This window comes from Glutamicibacter sp. (assembly GCF_032154645.1).
Taxonomy (GTDB): domain Bacteria; phylum Actinomycetota; class Actinomycetes; order Actinomycetales; family Micrococcaceae; genus Glutamicibacter.
Genome location: NZ_JALDXV010000007.1, coordinates 11,916 through 29,758, shown reverse-complemented (window position 1 = coordinate 29,758; position 17,843 = coordinate 11,916). Strand labels below are relative to the sequence as shown.

Sequence of the window (17,843 nt, the reverse complement as noted above, 5' to 3'; positions counted from 1 at the left end):
AAGGAGAGACAGTAAGTGAGCAACGCACCGGAGCACAATTCACCAGTCATTCGCGAACGCGAAAACGCTGGTGAAAATCCGACCTTCTTCTATACCCTGTGGACCATCTTCAAGCGCTCGGCGGTTGTCCAGCGCTCCGCTGCCGCTGCCACCGAGTTCGACGCGCTGACCGAAAAGCTTGCAGAACAGGGCGTGACCCTGCGCGGCATCTACGATGTCTCCGCCATGCGCGAAGACGCCGACATCATGATCTGGGTCCACGGCCCGGCGGCCGAGCTGCTGCAGTCCGCGATGCGCCAGATCCGCCGTTCGGCGCTGCTGGAAGGCACCGAGATCGCCTACTCCACCATGGCCGTTCACCGTGAGGCCGAGTTCGCCAAGGACCACTCGCCGGCCTTCGCCCGCGGCATCGCAGCCAAGGAATGGATGACCGTCTACCCGTTCGTCCGCTCGCACGACTGGTACACCATCGACCCTGCGGCCCGCGGCAAGATGCTGCGCGACCACGGCATCCTGGGCCGCGAGTTCCCGAACGTGCTGGCCAACACCGTGGCTGCCTTCTCCTTCGGCGACTACGAATGGCAGATCTGCCTTGAGGCCGACGACATGATCGACCTGGTCGACATGATGCGCCACCTGCGCTACACCGAGGCGCGCCACCACGTGCGCGAAGAAACCCCGTTCTACACCGGGCGCCGCATTTCCGCCGCCGAGGCACTTGAGGTACTGCAGTGACCCAGAGTTTCGACCCGCGCACCGGCTACGACGAGCACGGCCGCATGGAGCCCAAGGCCTACGACGCGATCCTTCTGGCGTCCTTCGGCGGACCAGAGGGCCAGGACGACGTCATCCCGTTCCTGCGCAATGTCACCGGCGGCCGCGGCATCCCCGATGAGCGGCTGGAAGAAGTGGCGGTGCACTACCGCAAGAACGGCGGCGTCTCGCCGATCAACGCCCAAAACCGCGCGCTGAAGGCGGCGCTGGAAGCCGAGCTTGCAGCCCGCGGCATCGACCTGCCGATCTACTGGGGCAACCGCAACTGGCATCCATTCGTGAACGACACCCTTGAACAGATGGCCGCCGACGGCCACCGCAAGGTGCTGCTCATGGGCACCGGCGCCTACGCCGGCTACTCGGCCTGCCGCCAGTACCGCGAGGATCTGGGCATGGGCCTGCGCGCCACGAACCTGGAGGGCGTGGTGGAAGTGGACAAGCTGCGCCAGTTCTTCGACACCCCTGCCTTCGTGACCCCGTTCGTTGACGGGCTGCGCACCTCGCTGGCCACAGTCCGCGAACAGCTTGCGGCCGCCGGCAAGGCCGAGGGACGGATCAAGATCGTCTTCGTGACGCACTCGATCCCGATGTCCGACGCCAACGCCGCCGGCCCGGAGGCCATCCGCGCCACGCTGGATGAGAACCTGTACACCACGCAGCACCGCGCGGTGGCCAACTACATCCTGGCCAATGTGGAGGAAGCCGCGGGCCTGGAGCATTCGCTGGTCTACCAGTCCCGCTCCGGCGCCCCGCACACCCCGTGGCTGGAACCCGACATCAACGATGCGCTGGAGGAAGACGCCGCCGCAGGCGTGGACGGCGTCGTCGTGGTGCCGATCGGCTTCATCTCCGATCACATGGAGGTGCTTTGGGATCTGGACACCGAGGCCAAGGACACCTGCGCGGAGCTGGGCCTGGCCTTCGATCGTGTGTCCACCCCCGGCACCCACCAGGCCTTCGTCTCCGGACTGATCGACCTGGTCGAGGAGCGCCTGGCAGGCGCGGATGGCAAGGCCCTGCGCGGGGGCCGCTGCTCGGTGGTCGAGGGCGGTCCATGGTTCGACGTCTGCCGCCCTGGCTGCTGCGAAAAGGCGGCACTTGACGGAACCCTGCGCCCGACCATCGGCGCCGTGGACTCCGAAGTGGGAGTGCCGCAGGCATGAGCGAAACATTTCGCGTAGGCACCCGCGCCAGCGCACTGGCCACCACCCAGACCGGGTGGGCCGCCGATGCGCTGGCGCAGATCTCCGGCCTTGAGGTTCAGACCGTGCTGGTGAAGACCGAGGGCGATGTAGTGACCGGTTCACTGGCCACCTTGGGCGGCACCGGCGTGTTCGCCGCGGCCCTGCGCCAGCACCTGCTGGATGCCGGCTGCGACCTTGCGGTGCACTCGCTGAAGGACCTGCCCACCGCCCAGCCCGAGGGGCTGGTGCTCGCTGCCATCCCGCAGCGCGAGGATGTGCGCGACGCGCTGTGCTCCCGCGATGCGCTCACCCTGGACCAGCTGCCCGAGGGCGCGAAGATCGGCACCGGCTCGCCGCGCCGTGCGGCCCAGTTGCTGGCCTACCGCAGCGACCTGCAGATCGTTGACATCCGCGGCAATGTGCCCACCCGCTTGGGCCGGGTCAAGGGCGTGGGGGATACGCTGGATGACGGCAGCGTCGGGCGCGCCACCCAGGGCGACCTTGACGCGGTAATCCTGGCCGCCGCAGGCATGCGCCGACTGGGCCTGGAGAAGCACATCACGCAATACCTTGATCCGGGGATCATGCTGCCCGCCCCGGGCCAGGGTGCGTTGGCCCTTGAAACCCGCACTGCGGGGACCGGCCACGAGAAATTGGACGCCGCACTAGAACAGTTCGACGACCTGCACACCCGGCTTCAGGTTCAGGCCGAGCGAGCGCTGTTGGCAACCCTAGAGGCCGGCTGCGCTGCACCGATCGGTGCATTGGCCAGGGTTGAGGGCCAGGAACTGATCCTCGACGCGGTGGCCTGCAACCCGGACGGCTCCGAGGTCATGCGCCGCAGCGCCAGGACGGCGCTGGGTGATGTTGCCTCCGCCATGGAACTGGGCCGGGAGCTTGCCACGCAGATGCTGGCCGACGGCGCCGCAGTCGTTGCAGGGCTGGCCTAGCCGCCGCAATGGGCGCCAACGCACTGATCCTGCGCGATGCGGCGCGAGCCGCGGCCACGGTACGGGAATTCACTCGGCTGGGCATCACCTCGCGGTGTGCCCAGCTCATTGCGGCCATCTGGCCGGAGGACACCGCGGAACTTGAGGCGGCCTGCCAACGGCTTCGCGCCGGCGCCTTCGACTGGCTGGTGGTGACCAGCGCCAACACCGTCTACGTGCTGGCGCAGCTGTTGGACTGCCGCCAGTTGGGTCCGGAGCTGAAGCTGGCAGTGGTGGGAACCAAGACCGCGCAGGTAGCCAAAGAGCTTTTGGGGTTGGACCCTGCCTTCAGACCGCGGGTGCAGTCGGCGGAGGGAATGCTTGCTGGCTGGCGGCCGGAAGCAGGTGCGAAGATCTTCTATCCGCACGGCGACCTGGCCAGCACCACGCTTGCCCAGGGACTTGCCGAGCAGCAGGTGTTCGTCACCGAGGCCGTCGCCTACCGCACGGTCCACGCCCCGGCGGCGCGGGAAGTGCACCGGCGTCCGGCGCCCGAGGGGATCCAAAGCATCGCCCCGGAGCAAATCCCGGCGGTGCTCGGTGAACTGGATCTGATCGTGTTCACCGCCCCGAGCATTGCACGGCGCTTCGTCCAACTGGCGGGTGCAAGCCTGCCCCCGCAGTGCAGAACCATTGCCATCGGCCAACCGACGGCCGCAGCCCTGCGTGCCCTGGCGTTGCCGGTTCACGCGGTGGCGGAGGACCCCGGGCCCCGGGGGATCGCGGCCGCCGCGGCAAAGCTGCTGCGTGCATCCAACTAAACTTTGTATATACCTGTCAGAAGAAACTGGAGAGAAGAAGCCATGGGTTTCCCACAGCATCGTCCGCGCCGACTGCGGCAGAATCCTGCCATCCGCCGGTTGGTGGCAGAAAATGAGCTGGCCGCCCGCCAGCTGATCCTGCCGGTCTTCGTGCGTGAAGGCCTGAGCCAGCCTAAGGAAATCAGCTCCATGCCGGGTGTCTACCAGCACACCATGGATACGTTGAAGGCCGCCGCCAATGACGCCGCAGCCAAGGGCCTGGGCGGGATCATGCTCTTCGGCATCCCCGAGGACCGCGACGAGAACGGCAGCGCCGGCATCGATCCGGAAGGCATCCTCAATCAAGGCATCAAGGCAGTTCGCGCGGAGGTCGGCGACGAGCTGGTCGTCATGTCCGATGTCTGCCTGGACGAATTCACCTCCCACGGCCATTGCGGCGTGCTGGATGCCAAGGGCAACGTTGACAACGACGCCACCTTGGAAATCTACGGGCAGATGGCTGTGGCCCAGGCGCAGGCAGGAGCCCACATGCTCGGCCCGTCGGGCATGATGGACGGCCAGATCGGCGTCATCCGCCAGTACCTAGACGAGGCCGGCCATCAGGACACCGCGATCCTGGCCTACAGCGCCAAATACGCCAGCGCCTTCTACGGCCCATTCCGCGAAGCGGTGGACTCGCAGCTGACCGGCGATCGCCGCACCTACCAGATGGACTCGGCCAACCGCCGCGAAGCTGTCATGGAGGCCGAGCTGGACATCGCTGAGGGCGCCGATATGATCATGGTCAAGCCGGCCATGAGCTACCTGGACATCGTGCGCGACATCGCCGACATTTCCCCGGTCCCGGTCTCCGCCTACCAGATTTCCGGAGAGTACTCGATGATCGAGGCCGCCAGCGCCAATGGCTGGATCGACCGCAGGTCCTCGGTGCTTGAATCGCTGCTCTCCATCAAGCGCGCAGGCGCCGAACAGATTCTTACGTACTACGCAGCCGAGGTCGCCGGCTGGCTCAAGGAAGGTAAATAGACTTCATGTCCAACTCAGAACTGCTCTTCGCCCAGGCCCGCGAGGTCATGCCAGGTGGGGTGAACTCCCCGGTGCGCGCCTTCGGTTCGGTCGGCGGCATCCCACCGTTCATGGTCGGTGCCAAGGGCGCCTACCTGACCGATGCCGACGGCAAGGAATACGTGGACCTGGTCTGCTCCTGGGGTCCGGCGCTGCTGGGCCACTCGCATCCCGAGATTCAGGCAGCCGTGCACGCCGCGGTAGACCACGGACTGTCCTTCGGTGCCTCTACCCCGGATGAGGCAAAGCTGGGCCAGCTGATCAAGGACCGCATGGGCGGGGTGGAGCGCGTACGCATGGTCTCCACCGGCACCGAGGCCACTATGACCGCCGTGCGCCTGGCCCGCGGCTACACCGGCCGCGAGCTGATCATCAAGTTCTCCGGCTGCTACCACGGCCACCTTGACTCGCTGCTGGCCGATGCCGGTTCTGGTGTTGCCACCCTGGCCCTGCCGGGCTCCGCAGGAGTCACCGCGGCCACCGCGGCCGAAACCCTAGTGCTGCCGTACAACGACCGCGCAGCAGTCGAAGCGGCATTCGCTGAGCACGGTGCAAACATTGCAGCCATTATCACCGAATCCGCACCATGCAACATGGGTGTGGTGACCCCGGGCGAGGGCTTCAACAAGTTCCTCAAGGACACCACCGCCAAGCACGGCGCGCTGCTGATTGTGGACGAGGTGCTCACCGGTTTCCGTGCCTCCTCCTCGGGCTACTGGGGTTTGACCGGGAAGATCGAAGGCTGGAACGCCGACCTTTACACCTTCGGCAAGGTCATCGGCGGCGGCCTGCCGACCGCCGCCTTGGGCGGCCGCGCCGAGGTCATGGACTACCTGGCGCCGCTGGGACCCGTCTACCAGGCGGGCACACTCTCCGGCAATCCGGTGGCTATGGCTGCGGGCATCGCCCAGCTGACCCATGCCACCGACGAGGTCTACACCCACCTGACCAAGCAGTCAGATGCGCTACAGGAAGCAATCATCGAGGCATTCACCGCTGAGGGCCTTGACCACTCCATCCAGCGTGCAGGCACCCTGTTCTCCGTCGCCTTCGGCACCTCTGAAAAGGGCGTGCACAACTACGCCGACGCACAGGGGCAGGAAGCCTTCCGCTACGCACCGTTCTTCCACTCGATGCTTGATTCCGGCGTCTACCTGCCGCCTAGCGTGTTCGAGGCATGGTTCGTTTCTGCAGCCCACGACGATGCAGCCATGGAGAAGATCTTCGCCGCGCTTCCAGCCGCTGCCAAGGCCGCGGCCGCCGCCAAGGCCTAAGTACAAGTTCAGCAAGACAATTCAGGGGCCCACGCGTATATCGCGTGGGCCCCTGAGCTGTAATAACCTGCCGTGGGTTCTCAACGCGAAACATCTTCAACGAAATATTTAGAAGTTCAACGGGCTGGTCTTGACCTCAAGCTAACTGCAGTTAGTTGTATTGGTTTCTCGATATCGATTCCGTGTGGATCGATGTCTTTCATGATGCTCAACAGGCTTGCGAGGTCCCCGTGATACAGCGAAACCACCATCAATTTCCAAATGGCCAACCGCCTTATTCCCGTCAGGAAGTTCGCAGCGGTTTGCATCACGCTCCCTTTCCGCTCATGGAGGGAGTCAACGACGTAACGAAGCCCGCTATTAGTTCAACAACGGGCATTAAGCTACTGTGCACCCATGATGCAATTCATCCGGACAAGGTAGGAGGCACAGCGGAATAATGAAGATCGACAACGTATCGATAACCGTCAGCGACGTCGCAAAGGCGGCTGCGTTTTACCGGGACATCTTGCTATGTCCCGTTGATTCCAGTGCGGACGGCGCAGCAATCACCATCGGTTCAAGCAGGCTGTTCCTTACCCAGGGCGAAGAATTTGCTGGGGTGCACCACCTTGCCTTTGGAATCCTGCCCTCGGAATTCGAAAGGGCGCATGCGTGGCTAGCAGAGCGAGTCGAACTGCTTCCAGTTGGCGGGAAAGACACATTCTACGGCGGCACCGAATGGAACTCCCGGTCGGTGTATTTTCTTGGGCCCGAGGGCATCATCTTGGAACTCATCGCCCGGGACGCCGATGCGGGGGCCGCAGAGGAGGGGAGCGGCAAGCCGCGAATGCTATCCATCAGTGAAGTAGGCATCGGCGTCGACGATGTCTTAGACGCGGTCGCGACCCTATCGCGGGAACTGAATATCCCGATCTTTTACAATCTTTCGGCGACCTTTGCATCGTTGGGGAGCCACGATGGTCTGCTGATCGTTGTCCAACGCGAGCGACTGTGGTTTCCCAATAATGTGGCCCCGGCGGCTCGCGGACCGCTCCGAGTTGGATTGGAACCAGTGAATGGGGCATCGGTTGAATTCGGCTCGAATATTTCTATAGTGAGGTAGCTTCGAGAATCAACGGATGCTGGTTCGCCAACAACCGATCAAGCCGTGTGTACAGAATTAACGAAAACTCCTGCGGGTACCGGCGCAATGCCGGGGCCCGCAGGAGCTTGGAGTTCTAGAAATTAGAACGCTGGGATAACGCTTCCGTCGGTCCAGGTCTTCTTCATGTAGTCGCGAACCTCGTCCGAGTGCAGCAGCTCGTCAAGCTTCTTGATAGCTGGGGTCTCTTCGCCCTCGCGCCAGGTCAGGAAGTTGGCGTTCGGGTTGTTCTCACCGGACTCCTGAGCCAGGATTTCATCCTTGTTCAGCTTCGCCTGAACGATGAAGTTGCCGTTGACGACCGCGAGGTCCACGGAATCATCCTTGGTGTAGTACTGGGGAACCTGCTCTGCGTTGACTTCGGTGAACTTCAGGCCCTTAGGGTTCTTTGCCTTGTCGTCCTGCACGGTGAGCACCGAGTCATCGTCGGCCAGGTTGCTGAGCAGGCCGGCCGACTCCAGGACGCGCATGCCGCGCAGCTGGTTGACTGGGTCGTTGTTCAGCACAACGGTGGCACCCTCGGTGACATCCTCAGGCTTGTCGAACTTCTTCGAGAAGACGGTCATTGGTTCAACGTGGATGCCTGCACCGTGGGCGAACTTGTAACCCTTTTCTTCGGTTTCGGTCTTCAGGTATGCCTCGGTCTGGAAGTAGTTGGCGTCCAGGGAGCCGTCTGCCAGCGAAGTGTTCGGGGTGACGTAGTCGTCGATCTCTACAACGTCCAGGTCGATGCCGGCATCCTTGGCAAGGTTCTGATCGATGAAGTTGAGGATGTCAGACTGCGGAACCGGGCTGGCGCCGACCTTGATGACGGTGGGGTTTGCTGGGTCCAGGGTAGCGGATGCCGAAGGGTCGGCAGTGGTGGAGCTGCCGCCGCAAGCGGTCAGGGCGAAAGCGGTGGCAACACCGGTCAGTGCAAGAGCTAGCTTTTTGCGCATTGCTTGTTTCCTTTTGGTCGAGCCGTGAGGCACGGATGCGAGTTAGAGTAATTGGCAGTCCGAGGAGGCTGCCGTGAAGCCACCAGTCGAGTAGGTGGAAGTTCGAATTGGTTAGCGGTGGTCGACCTTGCGGGCGATCCAGTCGCCGATGATCTGAACCAGCTGCACCATGATCACCATGATGATGATGGTTAGGATCATGATTTCCGGATTGAAGCGGGTGTAACCGTAGGTGTACGCCATACGACCCAAACCGCCGCCGCCGACTAGGCCTGCCATGGCCGAGTAGCCGATGAGCGTGACGACGGTGGTGGTGACAGCCGCAACAATGCCGGGCATTGCTTCGGGGACCATCACCTTGCGGATGATCTGCATCTTGGTAGAACCAATGACCAAGGCGGCATCCACCTTGCCGGAAGATACATCGCGCAGGGCGGTCTCAACCAATCTAGCGAAGAACGGAACCGTGCCGATGGTCAGGGACACGGTCGCGGCGATCGGGCCAAGCGAAGTGCCAACCAAGAATGCAGAGAATGGAATCAATGCCACCATCAAGATCGCGAACGGGATCGAACGGGTGATATTGACGATGATTCCGGACAAGATGAAGTTCAACCAGCGAACAGGGGAGAGCCCGTCCTTGCCCGTGACGTGCAGCAAGATACCAAGGATTAGGCCCACAATTACGGTGATCACCCCAGAAATGAGAACCATTTCAATGGTTTCCCAGGTGGCGGTGAGCATGGCCTTCTGGACCGTCGGGGTGAGGAAATCAAACATTTACTTGGTTCCCTTCACGGTCACGGCAATACCATTCGACTTCAGGTGATCAACAATTGCGGCGACGTCGGCATCAAGCGGAAGCTGCACGCGCAGGTGGGCGTACTGCTGTTCGCTCATCTGCTCCACCGAGCCGGCCAACACATTCACATCAATATTGAAGGTGCGGGCTACCGAGGAGATAACAGGCTCGGTTGCCTGATCCCCGGTGTAAAGCAGATCCAAAATCGCACCTTCCCCGGCGGCACGCGGCGCATCGCCAGGCAGTGGGAGCAAGGTATTTGCCAGGCGTCCATTCGCATTGGCGATGACAGCGGCAATCTCGCCGTGCTCTACGATCTTTCCGCCTTCAAGAAGAGAAACCGAGTCACATGCCTGCTTCACCACGTGCATTTCATGGGTAATGATCAGCACGGTGATGTTCAACCGATCACGCAACTGCTTGACCAGCTCCAGAATTTCATCGGTGGTCTTGGGATCCAGGGCGCTGGTTGGCTCATCACACAGCAGCACATCCGGATCGGTAGCCAGCGCACGGGCAATGCCCACGCGCTGGCGCTGACCGCCGGAAAGCTGAGATGGGTAAGCCTTGGCGAATTTAGCCAGGCCGACCAGCTCAAGCAGCTGAGCCACCTTGGCCTTGATTTCGTTCTTTGGCGTCCCTGTGAGCTCCAACGGGTAGCCGACATTTTCTTCGGTGGTCCGAGAATCGAAGAGGTTAGCGTGCTGGAACACCATGCCGATACGACGACGAGCGTCGCGAAGTTCCGAAGAGCTGACATTCGTCAGTTCCTTGCCGTTGACGGCAACGGTTCCGGAGGTTGGCTGGTCTAGCAAGGTCAAGCAACGGACAAGCGTGGATTTACCAGCACCAGAATGTCCGACGATGCCGTGAATTTTCCCGGTGGGGACTTCAAGACTTACTCCTGCCAGGGCAACAACATCGTTGTTTCCCTGGCGGTAGACCTTGCGCAGGTCACTAACTGTGATCACTAGGCGTGTTCCTTCAGATTCTCAAGGGTATAGAGAGTACCCTCTATTCAATCATCATCGAACAAAATCGCCCGAATGGCCCTTATTCTAAGTTCATCAGACCTAAAACTGGGTGATATTACGCAGGCAACCGAATATGCTTCGTGATATTACGACTAAAAATGAATGAATGACTTAAATCGCACCTTGTGTTACAGCTCGCAGGAGAGTGTGAAGTGCCTTACTCCTTCGTATTTCAGCTGTCCTTGATAGGCCAGGCACCGTCGACTACCGCTTCAGGCTTGCTCTTGCGCAGGTACGACTGGAAGCTTTCTGCCTGTTCGCGAGCCCAGCCGATCTGCCAACCGTGAAGAATCTGCGGATCTACTTGAAGCTGAGGGTAGGTTTCGGCCAAGGCTCGGCCAACTGCCACGCAGGCGACCGCATCGGCAAAAGAAGTGTGGGCATTTTCAAGTACCACGCCATAGTGCTCGCACGCAGCAGCCAAGGTGCGTTTGCCCTTGCGGAACTTATCTACCTGCTTGTCGATGATGAACGGATCAATGACGTTGCCGGGGATGAACGGAGGCATGTCGTAGCGCAGGGCCTCGGAGTACAAGACCGAAAAATCATAGGCCGCATTGAAAGCGATCAGCGGGGCCTGCTCGGAGGCAAAATTGAGCAGTCCGAGAATTTCGCGAACAGCCTGGGGAGCGGGGCTGCCCTCCGCCCGGGCTTTCTCCGTGGAGACTCCGTGCACGGCGGTGGCTGCTTCCGGAATTTCGATGCCCGGATTAACCAGCCACTCGCGCTGATTGACGATTGTCCCCTCAGCGTCGAGCAGCACCACCGAGGCGGTGACGATGCGCGCGGTAGCAGTATCCACGCCGGTAGTTTCCAGATCAAAGCCTACGGCGAGGCCCTTATGCCATTCAGTCATATCTCAACGCTACAACCAGCTCAGGACAGGATAAGAACAGACGCGCCAATTGTGGAACGCCGCTATTGGCTTGGCAGAATAGAACCATGAGCGAGGAATCGGTTGAAATACCAATTGACTACGTGGATGCCGTGCATCAACTTGCGCAGATGGTTCCGCCGGGATCCGTTCTCAGTTATAAGGATGTTGCCGAACTGCTTGGCAGCGGGGGAGCCCGCCAGGCTGGAAAGGCCATGGGCCGTGCGCCGACGGGGACGCCATGGTGGAGGATTATCCGCTCCAACGGTTCCATCGCTCCCGAACTAGAAGCCGTGGCCCGCACTCATTGGGAGCGCGAGGCAATAGCGGCGCCGGATCGCAAGGTCAGCATGAACGCCAAGCGTTGGATTCCCACCGCTGCGCAATGGGAAAAGATTGATCGGCTGCGCCTCGCGTTGGGCAACGCTGAAATGTGGGAAGCAGGTGATCAACTATGAGCATGGATGAAGTGTTGGAAACCGAGGTCAGCCACGATGAACTGGTTGCCGGACTTGAACAGTCGAAGGCCCCCGTCTTGGTCCTCGGCGCGCCAGGCACCGGAAAAACCACGACACTCATTGATACGGCGGTGGCCCACCTAGACGCCGGGGCCGATCCGCTGTCCTTGCTGATCATCGCACCCACCCGATTGAGTGCCGCATCAATTCGCGATGAGCTCAGTCGCAGGGCTCAGCGGACCTTCACCGAACCGGTGGTGCGAACCTGGTCGGCCTATGCCTTCGACTTGATCCGACGGGCCCGCGTTGCTGGCTTGCTGCCGTTTATCGAGCGTGCCCCCCGCCTGCTGTCGGGACCAGAACAAGATACGCTGATCGGCAGTCTGCTTGAAGGGCATGCCCAGGGACTGACCCCGGGGCCCGGCTGGCCAGCCGAACTCGAGCTCGCGGTGGAAACCCGGGGATTCCGCAAAGAACTCCGAGAGTTCTTTGACCGAGTTTCTGAACTGGGGTTGGATCCCGGAGATATTGCAGATTATGGAGTCAGCACGCAACGTGAAGAGTGGGTCGCCGCGGCGCTGTTCTATCAGGAATATCGTGACCTTCTGGATCTGGGTAACGCCGAGGCCTTCGACCCGGCAGGGCTGATCACCAGGGCCGCACAACTTCTTGAGGAGAACCAGAATTTTCTTTATGAGGAGCACGACAAGCTGTCCTTGATTTTGGTCGATGACCTTCAAGAAGCAACGCTGTCGCAGCACCGGTTGCTGGAATTATTAGGCAGGGATCGCCCGTTCGTGGCGTTCGCCGCACCAGACAGTGTTGTTCAAGGATTCCGCGGTGCTCGAGCCGATGAGCTGCACCGCTTCAGCCAGCGTTACAGCAGTGGAAATTCCGCCCGAGTCATCGAGATGACTACGGGGCACCGGATGGCCCCCGCCGTCACGCTGGCTTGGCAGCGCGTGGTCCAGCGCATTCCCCAGTCAGCCGGCACCAAGGGGCGCGCGGTTGTTTCATCCAATGAGGGAGAGCAAGGACTCGCGCTATCGCTGTGTTTTGAAAACTCAACCCTGGAGGAGAGGTTTATTGCTCAGCGCATCGTGCAATTCAATCTTTTTGAGGGGCGAGAACTGTCTGACATCGCAGTAGTCGTACGCAACGGTTCGCAAGTCAGGTCCATGAGCCGATTCCTCGAAGGCCAGGGCATCGCAGTACAGGTACCTCCTGCCGAAATTGCTCTCAAGGATGAAGGAGCGGTGCGACCCTTACTTGACCTGCTCCAGCTGGCATTTGCCGACTCGGTCAGCGATGATCCGCTGCTTATGCACAGTTTGCTGCTCTCTCGTTATGGGATGAGTACAGCCCTTGAAATCCGGCGTCTTCGCCAGCTCTTGCGCCAGCAGGAAGCCGCCAACGGCGGCAAGCGCTCAAGCCAAGAACTACTTGAAGCCTGTCTGGAAGAGCCAGACCTCGCCGCAGATCTTGGCAAGCCTGGTTTTGGCCTGCAACGACTGCTGAAAATGTACGGTGCGCTGAAAAAAGAGCTCGCCACCGGTACCGCAACGCCGGAAACTGCTTTATGGGTGCTGTGGGAGGCCTCAGGACGTTCAGCTGTATGGCGTGAGGAAGCGCTGGGTACCGGAAATACCTCACGGCGGGCAGACCACGATCTTGATGCGGTGCTTTCGCTGTTCCAGGCGGCCGAACGCTTCGTTGATCAACTGCCAGGTGCCAGCGTCGAACAGTTCGTACAGCACATCTTGACCCAGGAACTCCCGATGGATTCGCTGGCCAGCCGTGCAGCTGGAAATCAAATGGTGACTGTACTGACAACCGCGGCCGCAGCCGGCAAACAATGGCCAGTGGTGTTCATTCCCGGGCTGCAGGAAGGCTCCTGGCCCAACCTGCGTCTACGCGGCGAACTGTTGGGGTCCAACGCCCTGGGCGACGCGGTGGAACACGGCGTTGAATTCCTTGCAACGCGCACGCCGACCCACTTGATCCGCCAAATTCGCAGTGATGAACTGCGCAGCTTTTCCAATGCGGTCTCTCGTGCTGGCGAACAACTGATTTGTACAGCAGTGGATAATGAGGACTCGCAGCCTTCCTCCTTCCTCGATTTGGTGCAGCCGCCGGATGAGCAAGGGCGGCAACTGACAGCGGTACCGCGCATTCGAGCCCTACCGACGCTTGTTGCCGAGCTCCGTCGTACCGCTGAACAGGCCAAAGCAGCGAGCCTCGGTGTCGCCCAGCCCCCGGTACAGTTCGATCCTGCAGACCTCTACCAGGACGCCACCCATGTTTTGCGCACTCTCGCAGGCCAGGAACGCAGCGTCAGGGGAGCCGATCCATCACAGTGGTGGGGCCTGCTGGAACCAAGCAGCGACGGACCGGTCGTCGCCGAAGGACATCCGCGAAGAGTATCCCCATCCAAGGTGGAGACCCTAGTCAAGTCGCCGCTGAACTGGTTTGTACAGAGCGCCGGCGGTACCGCAGCCCATGACTTCGCGGCTTCCTTAGGCACGCTCATCCATTCAATCGCCGAAGAACATCCGGACGCCAGTGGTTCGGAATACGAGGCGATCCTCGAGGAACGATGGCCCGAACTTGAAAAGCTGGAGAACTGGGAAGGGCAACGGGACTTCGACCGCGCAACGCAGATGCTCAAGAAGTTCGCACAATACTGTGTTGCCATGCGGCAGGAAGGGCGCCGCCTGATTGCCCGTGAACTTCAGTTCAATGTCAGCGTCCCCAACGATGGACCTGACGTTGAAATCCGTGGAATTATCGACCGAGTGGAGGCAGACGCCCAGGGAAAGGTTACGGTCGTCGATCTGAAAACCGGTGCCAGCGCTCCAAGCAAGAACGATGTGCTTCAGCACCCGCAGCTTGGTGTGTATCAAACCGCGATTCAGCTCGGAGCACTGGGCGACCTCGCGGAGTCGGAAGGGCTATCCGATGACCCGGCAGGAGCTTCACTGGTCTATGTCGGCACCTCGACCAAGAGCCCAGCACTGCGAGAACAGCCGGCGCTCAATCAAGAAGACTGGGCGCGCCAATTAATCATCGAAGCTGCCGAACTTATGGGGCATACGGAATTCACCGCCAGACATGTGGCAGGAACAGGGGGACTGATGGGTAGCTGCACACTGCCCGAAATCTGCCCGATATGTGAACAAGGACGACAGGTCACCGAACGATGAGCCAGATCAAATACACCCCGCAAGAGCTTTCCGAAGCACTGGGCGAAAAGTTCCCGCCGACCGAACAACAGGCGCAAATCATCGCGGCCCCGCTAGAGCCGATGCTGGTGATCGCCGGCGCAGGGTCTGGCAAAACCAAAACCATGGCAGACAAAGTCGTCTGGCTCGTCGCCAACCAGCTGGTGCGCCCGGAAGAAATTTTGGGTGTGACCTTCACCCGCAAGGCCGCCGGAGAACTGTCCATCCGCATCCGTGCAAAAATCGCCCAGCTGGTAGCGGCGGGACTCCTCAGTGATCAAGAGACTAGAGAATTCCTCGATCCGGTGGTTTCTACCTACCATTCCTACGCCAACACCCTAGTCCAAGACCACGGTCTCCGCCTGGGGCTGGAAGAAGACAGCACCCTGCTCGGAGCCGCCCAATCGTGGCAGCTGGCCCATTCGGTGCTTGAAAGCTACACCGGCGACTACCAGCATCTAAACAGCGCCACCAGTACGCTGATCGATGCGATCGTCTCCTTCAGCTCAGAATCATCCGAGCATCTTGTTGCTGCGCCGCAGGCACACCAATGGATCGAAGACCTGCTGGTGAGACTGCGTACCCTGCCAATGGACATCGAAAAGCAGAAGAACCCCACCCAAGCGGCACTCAAACTGCTGGACAAGCTGGCTTCCCGAGCCACAATTGCCGAACTGTCCGAGGAGTACGCCAAAGCAAAAAAGAAGCTCGGTGTCATGGACTACGGCGACCTAGTGGCCTATGCGGCCAAGATCGCCCGAGAAGTACCAGCAGCCGCGCTCGCCGAGAAGGCCAGCCACAAGATCGTTTTGCTAGACGAGTTTCAAGACACCTCTCATGCGCAGATGGTGCTGTTTTCCCAGCTTTACGGCCAGGGACACCCGGTGACTGCCGTGGGAGATCCGAATCAGTCGATCTATGGCTTTCGAGGCGCCAGTGCTGGTCAGCTATTCCGATTCCCGCAAGAATTTCCGATCGTTCATGAAACAGGGCGGGAACCAGCCCACGTCAACCACCTGACCGTCGCCTGGCGCAATACTGTTCATGTGCTTGACGCTGCAAATGCCATTACTGCAGGTGCACGGCAACGGAACAGCGGTCCGGTCTCGGTCAAACCGCTTGAGCCTTCCGCATTCGCTCAAGCGGGAATGGTCGTGCTCAACCGCTGCGCCACGGTGCGCGATGAAGCACAGAAGATTGCCGAACAAATCGTTGCAGCGGGCAGAACCAACCCTGACGGTTCGTTGAAAACCAGTGCCGTGCTATCTCGCAATCGCAACCAGCTCACCGCCATGGCGGAAGTTTTGGAAGAAAAAGGTATCGAGTACCAATTCGTTGGACTCTCCGGGCTGTTGAATACTCCCGAGCTGACCGACCTGGTAGCTACCTTGCATGTTTTGGTTGACCCGCTGCGCTCCGACAAGCTGATGCGCCTGCTGGCAGGTGCCAGGTGGAGGCTGGGCGCCGCCGACCTTTCGGCATTTGCCGACTGGTCCCGGCAGCTTGAGCGCCGACGGACCCGCGCGCTGAACTCAACGCTGAACCAGCCGGAACTGCCGCTCCCGCAGGACGAGAACTTCGAAATGCTCAGGGCAGAACTCAACGATTCTGCAAGCCTCATCGAGGCCTTGGACTTCCTCCCCTCCGAGGGTTGGGAAAGCAGTGAGGGAAGAACATTAAGTGATGCGGGACGCCAGCGGTTGATTGCCCTGCGAGATGAGTTGGCAGCCCTACGTTTGATTGCCAACGACGATCTTGAAACGTTGATCCGTGAAGTTGAGCGCGCCATGAATCTGGACATCGAAGTGGCCGCGCGGCCATGGATTGAGCCCGAAAAATCGAGAGCAAATTTGGATGCGTTTGCCGATGTGGTCCGAGACTACTGTCGCAACGCGCCAAGGGTTGAATTGGCGGGGTTCCTGATGTGGCTGGAACAAGCTGTAGAAAAGGAGAAAGGGCTACCGCTACCGGGTGAAGATGCAGATCCGCAGGCGGTGCAGCTGCTGACGATTCATGCATCCAAGGGTTTGGAATGGGACAACGTCGCGGTCATGTCGATGAACGAGGGGGTGTTCCCGGGCAGCAAATCAGACCGTTGGACCAGCGGTGATAAAGCGCTGCCGTGGCCTCTTCGCGGCGACAGCCAAGATCTGCCGCAATGGGATACAGATCAACCTGCATTAAAAGAGCTGATGGAAGCCGAATCGATGTTCAATGCGGAGGTCGAAGACCACCACATTGAAGAGGAGCGACGACTTGCCTATGTTGCTCTGACCAGAGCCAAGAGCCTGCTGATTTGCAGCAGCAGTATCTGGACCGCAAGTCGGAGCAAACCAACGCCACCTTCGCTGTTCTTCAACGCATTGGTGCCATTGACTGTTGGAGAGCAACCGCCTGCACAGATTGGTGAATGGGTTAATGACGAAGATGCACCGGAACAAAACCCGAGCAGAATGACCCCGCTGGAGGCGACGTGGCCCTATGACCCCTTGGTCGGCCCAGAGATCAGCGGCGGCGTCATTCAGGGGACCGCGCCCTATTCGCGCCGGTTGGTCTTGGAAGAAATGGCCGAAGCCGTGGTGGAAGTCGACGATGGATACGAACCGCGCACCAGCATGGGACAGGAGTGGGCTGCCGAAGCACGTCGTTTGCTGGCGCACCGTGATTTTTTGGCCAAGCGAGAACAGGATGTGCAGCCGCCAGAGCACGTTCGTGCTTCCATGTTTGTCGAGCTTGCCGAAGATCCAGAAGCAGTGTTGGCCAACCTTCGTCGGCCGGTTCCGCGTCGGCCAGGTCTTGCTGCACGCCGCGGTACAGCGTTCCACGCCTGGATCGAGGATTACTACGAAAAGACTTCCATGCTGGACCTTGGCGACATCACGGAACCTGCAGACAGCTACCTTGATGATGCTTTGGATCTTGAATCGATGAAGGAAGCGTTCCTCAACAGCGAATGGGCCAATTTGCAGCCGGCGTATGTCGAGGTACCTCTGGAAACACGCGTTGGACCGGTAGCTGTTCGAGGGCGAATCGACGCGGTGTTCCGTCTGGAGGACGGCACCTGGTTGATGCTCGACTGGAAAACTGGACGAGTACCCTCGGGCAAGGATCTCAAAAGCAAGCTCGTACAGCTCGCCGTGTATCGCTTGGGCTGGTCAAGACTCCATGGAATCCCGCTAGAGAATATTGGGGCCGCCTTTTATTACGTGGCCGCTGGCATCACGATCCACGCACAACACCTGTCGAGTGAAGAAGATCTTGAGCGGATGATTACCGAGGCATTTGAACGACTAGGAGACCAAGAAGCGTCAGCTCCCTAGCCTCC

Annotated in this window: 14 protein-coding genes; 10 read left to right on the top strand and 4 right to left on the bottom strand. The window is 60.5% G+C overall.

Going from position 1 to position 17,843, the window contains the following annotated elements; genetic code table 11:
• Positions 1-48 precede the first annotated feature (48 nt).
• The 7 genes from hemQ to RUH64_RS07790 all read left to right on the top strand — a co-directional run bounded on the left by hemQ (position 49) and on the right by RUH64_RS07790 (position 7,152).
• Positions 49-735 carry a hydrogen peroxide-dependent heme synthase gene (gene hemQ / locus RUH64_RS07820; RefSeq protein WP_313812799.1) on the top strand — a complete coding sequence of 229 codons (687 nt, stop codon included), beginning with the start codon at positions 49-51 and terminating at the stop codon, positions 733-735.
• Positions 732-1,937, top strand: coding sequence for a ferrochelatase (locus RUH64_RS07815; protein ID WP_396275997.1), 1,206 nt, complete (start codon positions 732-734; stop codon positions 1,935-1,937). Before hemQ ends, RUH64_RS07815 begins: the two co-directional genes overlap by 4 nt.
• A complete protein-coding gene (hemC, locus tag RUH64_RS07810) occupies positions 1,934-2,908 on the top strand; it encodes a hydroxymethylbilane synthase (protein WP_313812635.1) in 975 nt (324 codons plus the stop codon). The genes RUH64_RS07815 and hemC overlap by 4 nt, the downstream gene beginning before the upstream one ends.
• A gap of 8 nt (positions 2,909-2,916) precedes the next feature.
• Positions 2,917-3,708 (top strand): uroporphyrinogen-III synthase, encoded by a 792-nt coding sequence (locus tag RUH64_RS07805; protein ID WP_313812633.1) that lies wholly within the window; start codon positions 2,917-2,919, stop codon positions 3,706-3,708.
• A gap of 42 nt (positions 3,709-3,750) precedes the next feature.
• On the top strand, positions 3,751-4,734 hold the full coding sequence (gene hemB / locus RUH64_RS07800) for a porphobilinogen synthase (protein ID WP_313812632.1): 984 nt from the start codon (positions 3,751-3,753) through the stop codon (positions 4,732-4,734).
• Between the two features lie 5 nt (positions 4,735-4,739).
• Complete coding sequence (gene hemL, locus RUH64_RS07795; RefSeq protein WP_313812631.1) at positions 4,740-6,047, top strand: glutamate-1-semialdehyde 2,1-aminomutase; 1,308 nt, start codon at positions 4,740-4,742, stop codon at positions 6,045-6,047.
• 439 nt (positions 6,048-6,486) lie between these two features.
• Entirely contained in the window at positions 6,487-7,152 is a 666-nt protein-coding gene (locus RUH64_RS07790; protein WP_313812630.1) for a hypothetical protein, read from the top strand.
• Between the two features lie 122 nt (positions 7,153-7,274).
• Here RUH64_RS07790 and RUH64_RS07785 read toward each other — a convergent pair whose 3' ends face one another.
• The 4 genes from RUH64_RS07785 to RUH64_RS07770 all read right to left on the bottom strand — a co-directional run bounded on the left by RUH64_RS07785 (position 7,275) and on the right by RUH64_RS07770 (position 10,821).
• Entirely contained in the window at positions 7,275-8,129 is an 855-nt protein-coding gene (locus tag RUH64_RS07785; protein ID WP_313812629.1) for a MetQ/NlpA family ABC transporter substrate-binding protein, read from the bottom strand.
• Between the two features lie 111 nt (positions 8,130-8,240).
• Positions 8,241-8,909, bottom strand: a complete 669-nt coding sequence (locus RUH64_RS07780) for a methionine ABC transporter permease (protein ID WP_313812628.1) — start codon at positions 8,907-8,909, stop codon at positions 8,241-8,243.
• Positions 8,910-9,902 (bottom strand): ATP-binding cassette domain-containing protein, encoded by a 993-nt coding sequence (locus RUH64_RS07775; RefSeq protein WP_313812627.1) that lies wholly within the window; start codon positions 9,900-9,902, stop codon positions 8,910-8,912.
• Between the two features lie 235 nt (positions 9,903-10,137).
• Positions 10,138-10,821: a 3'-5' exonuclease gene (locus RUH64_RS07770; RefSeq protein WP_313812626.1), complete on the bottom strand. Its 684-nt coding sequence runs from the start codon at positions 10,819-10,821 to the stop codon at positions 10,138-10,140.
• A gap of 86 nt (positions 10,822-10,907) precedes the next feature.
• Between RUH64_RS07770 and RUH64_RS07765 the strand changes: the two genes are divergently transcribed.
• From RUH64_RS07765 to RUH64_RS07755, 3 genes are read left to right on the top strand one after another with little or no spacing between them, the layout of a single operon-like run.
• Positions 10,908-11,297 carry an MGMT family protein gene (locus tag RUH64_RS07765; RefSeq protein ID WP_313812625.1) on the top strand — a complete coding sequence of 130 codons (390 nt, stop codon included), beginning with the start codon at positions 10,908-10,910 and terminating at the stop codon, positions 11,295-11,297.
• The gene (locus RUH64_RS07760) at positions 11,294-14,500 is read left to right on the top strand and encodes an ATP-dependent DNA helicase (RefSeq protein ID WP_313812623.1); all 3,207 of its coding nucleotides are present in this window, start codon (positions 11,294-11,296) and stop codon (positions 14,498-14,500) included. The genes RUH64_RS07765 and RUH64_RS07760 overlap by 4 nt, the downstream gene beginning before the upstream one ends.
• Positions 14,497-17,838, top strand: coding sequence for an ATP-dependent DNA helicase (locus RUH64_RS07755; RefSeq protein ID WP_313812622.1), 3,342 nt, complete (start codon positions 14,497-14,499; stop codon positions 17,836-17,838). The genes RUH64_RS07760 and RUH64_RS07755 overlap by 4 nt, the downstream gene beginning before the upstream one ends.
• Positions 17,839-17,843: the final 5 nt, after the last annotated feature.

What these genes read in the sequence shown, in the direction of transcription:
- hemB (WP_313812632.1), top strand. Translation starts at nt 3,751, where the DNA reads ATGGGTTTCCCACAGCATCGTCCGCGCCGACTGCGGCAGAATCCTGCC.
- hemC (WP_313812635.1), top strand. Translation starts at nt 1,934, where the DNA reads ATGAGCGAAACATTTCGCGTAGGCACCCGCGCCAGCGCACTGGCCACC.
- RUH64_RS07765 (WP_313812625.1), top strand. Translation starts at nt 10,908, where the DNA reads ATGAGCGAGGAATCGGTTGAAATACCAATTGACTACGTGGATGCCGTG.
- RUH64_RS07760 (WP_313812623.1), top strand. Translation starts at nt 11,294, where the DNA reads ATGAGCATGGATGAAGTGTTGGAAACCGAGGTCAGCCACGATGAACTG.
- RUH64_RS07770 (WP_313812626.1), bottom strand. Translation starts at nt 10,821, where the DNA reads ATGACTGAATGGCATAAGGGCCTCGCCGTAGGCTTTGATCTGGAAACT.
- RUH64_RS07785 (WP_313812629.1), bottom strand. Translation starts at nt 8,129, where the DNA reads ATGCGCAAAAAGCTAGCTCTTGCACTGACCGGTGTTGCCACCGCTTTC.
- RUH64_RS07755 (WP_313812622.1), top strand. Translation starts at nt 14,497, where the DNA reads ATGAGCCAGATCAAATACACCCCGCAAGAGCTTTCCGAAGCACTGGGC.
- RUH64_RS07805 (WP_313812633.1), top strand. Translation starts at nt 2,917, where the DNA reads ATGGGCGCCAACGCACTGATCCTGCGCGATGCGGCGCGAGCCGCGGCC.
- RUH64_RS07780 (WP_313812628.1), bottom strand. Translation starts at nt 8,909, where the DNA reads ATGTTTGATTTCCTCACCCCGACGGTCCAGAAGGCCATGCTCACCGCC.
- hemL (WP_313812631.1), top strand. Translation starts at nt 4,740, where the DNA reads ATGTCCAACTCAGAACTGCTCTTCGCCCAGGCCCGCGAGGTCATGCCA.
- RUH64_RS07790 (WP_313812630.1), top strand. Translation starts at nt 6,487, where the DNA reads ATGAAGATCGACAACGTATCGATAACCGTCAGCGACGTCGCAAAGGCG.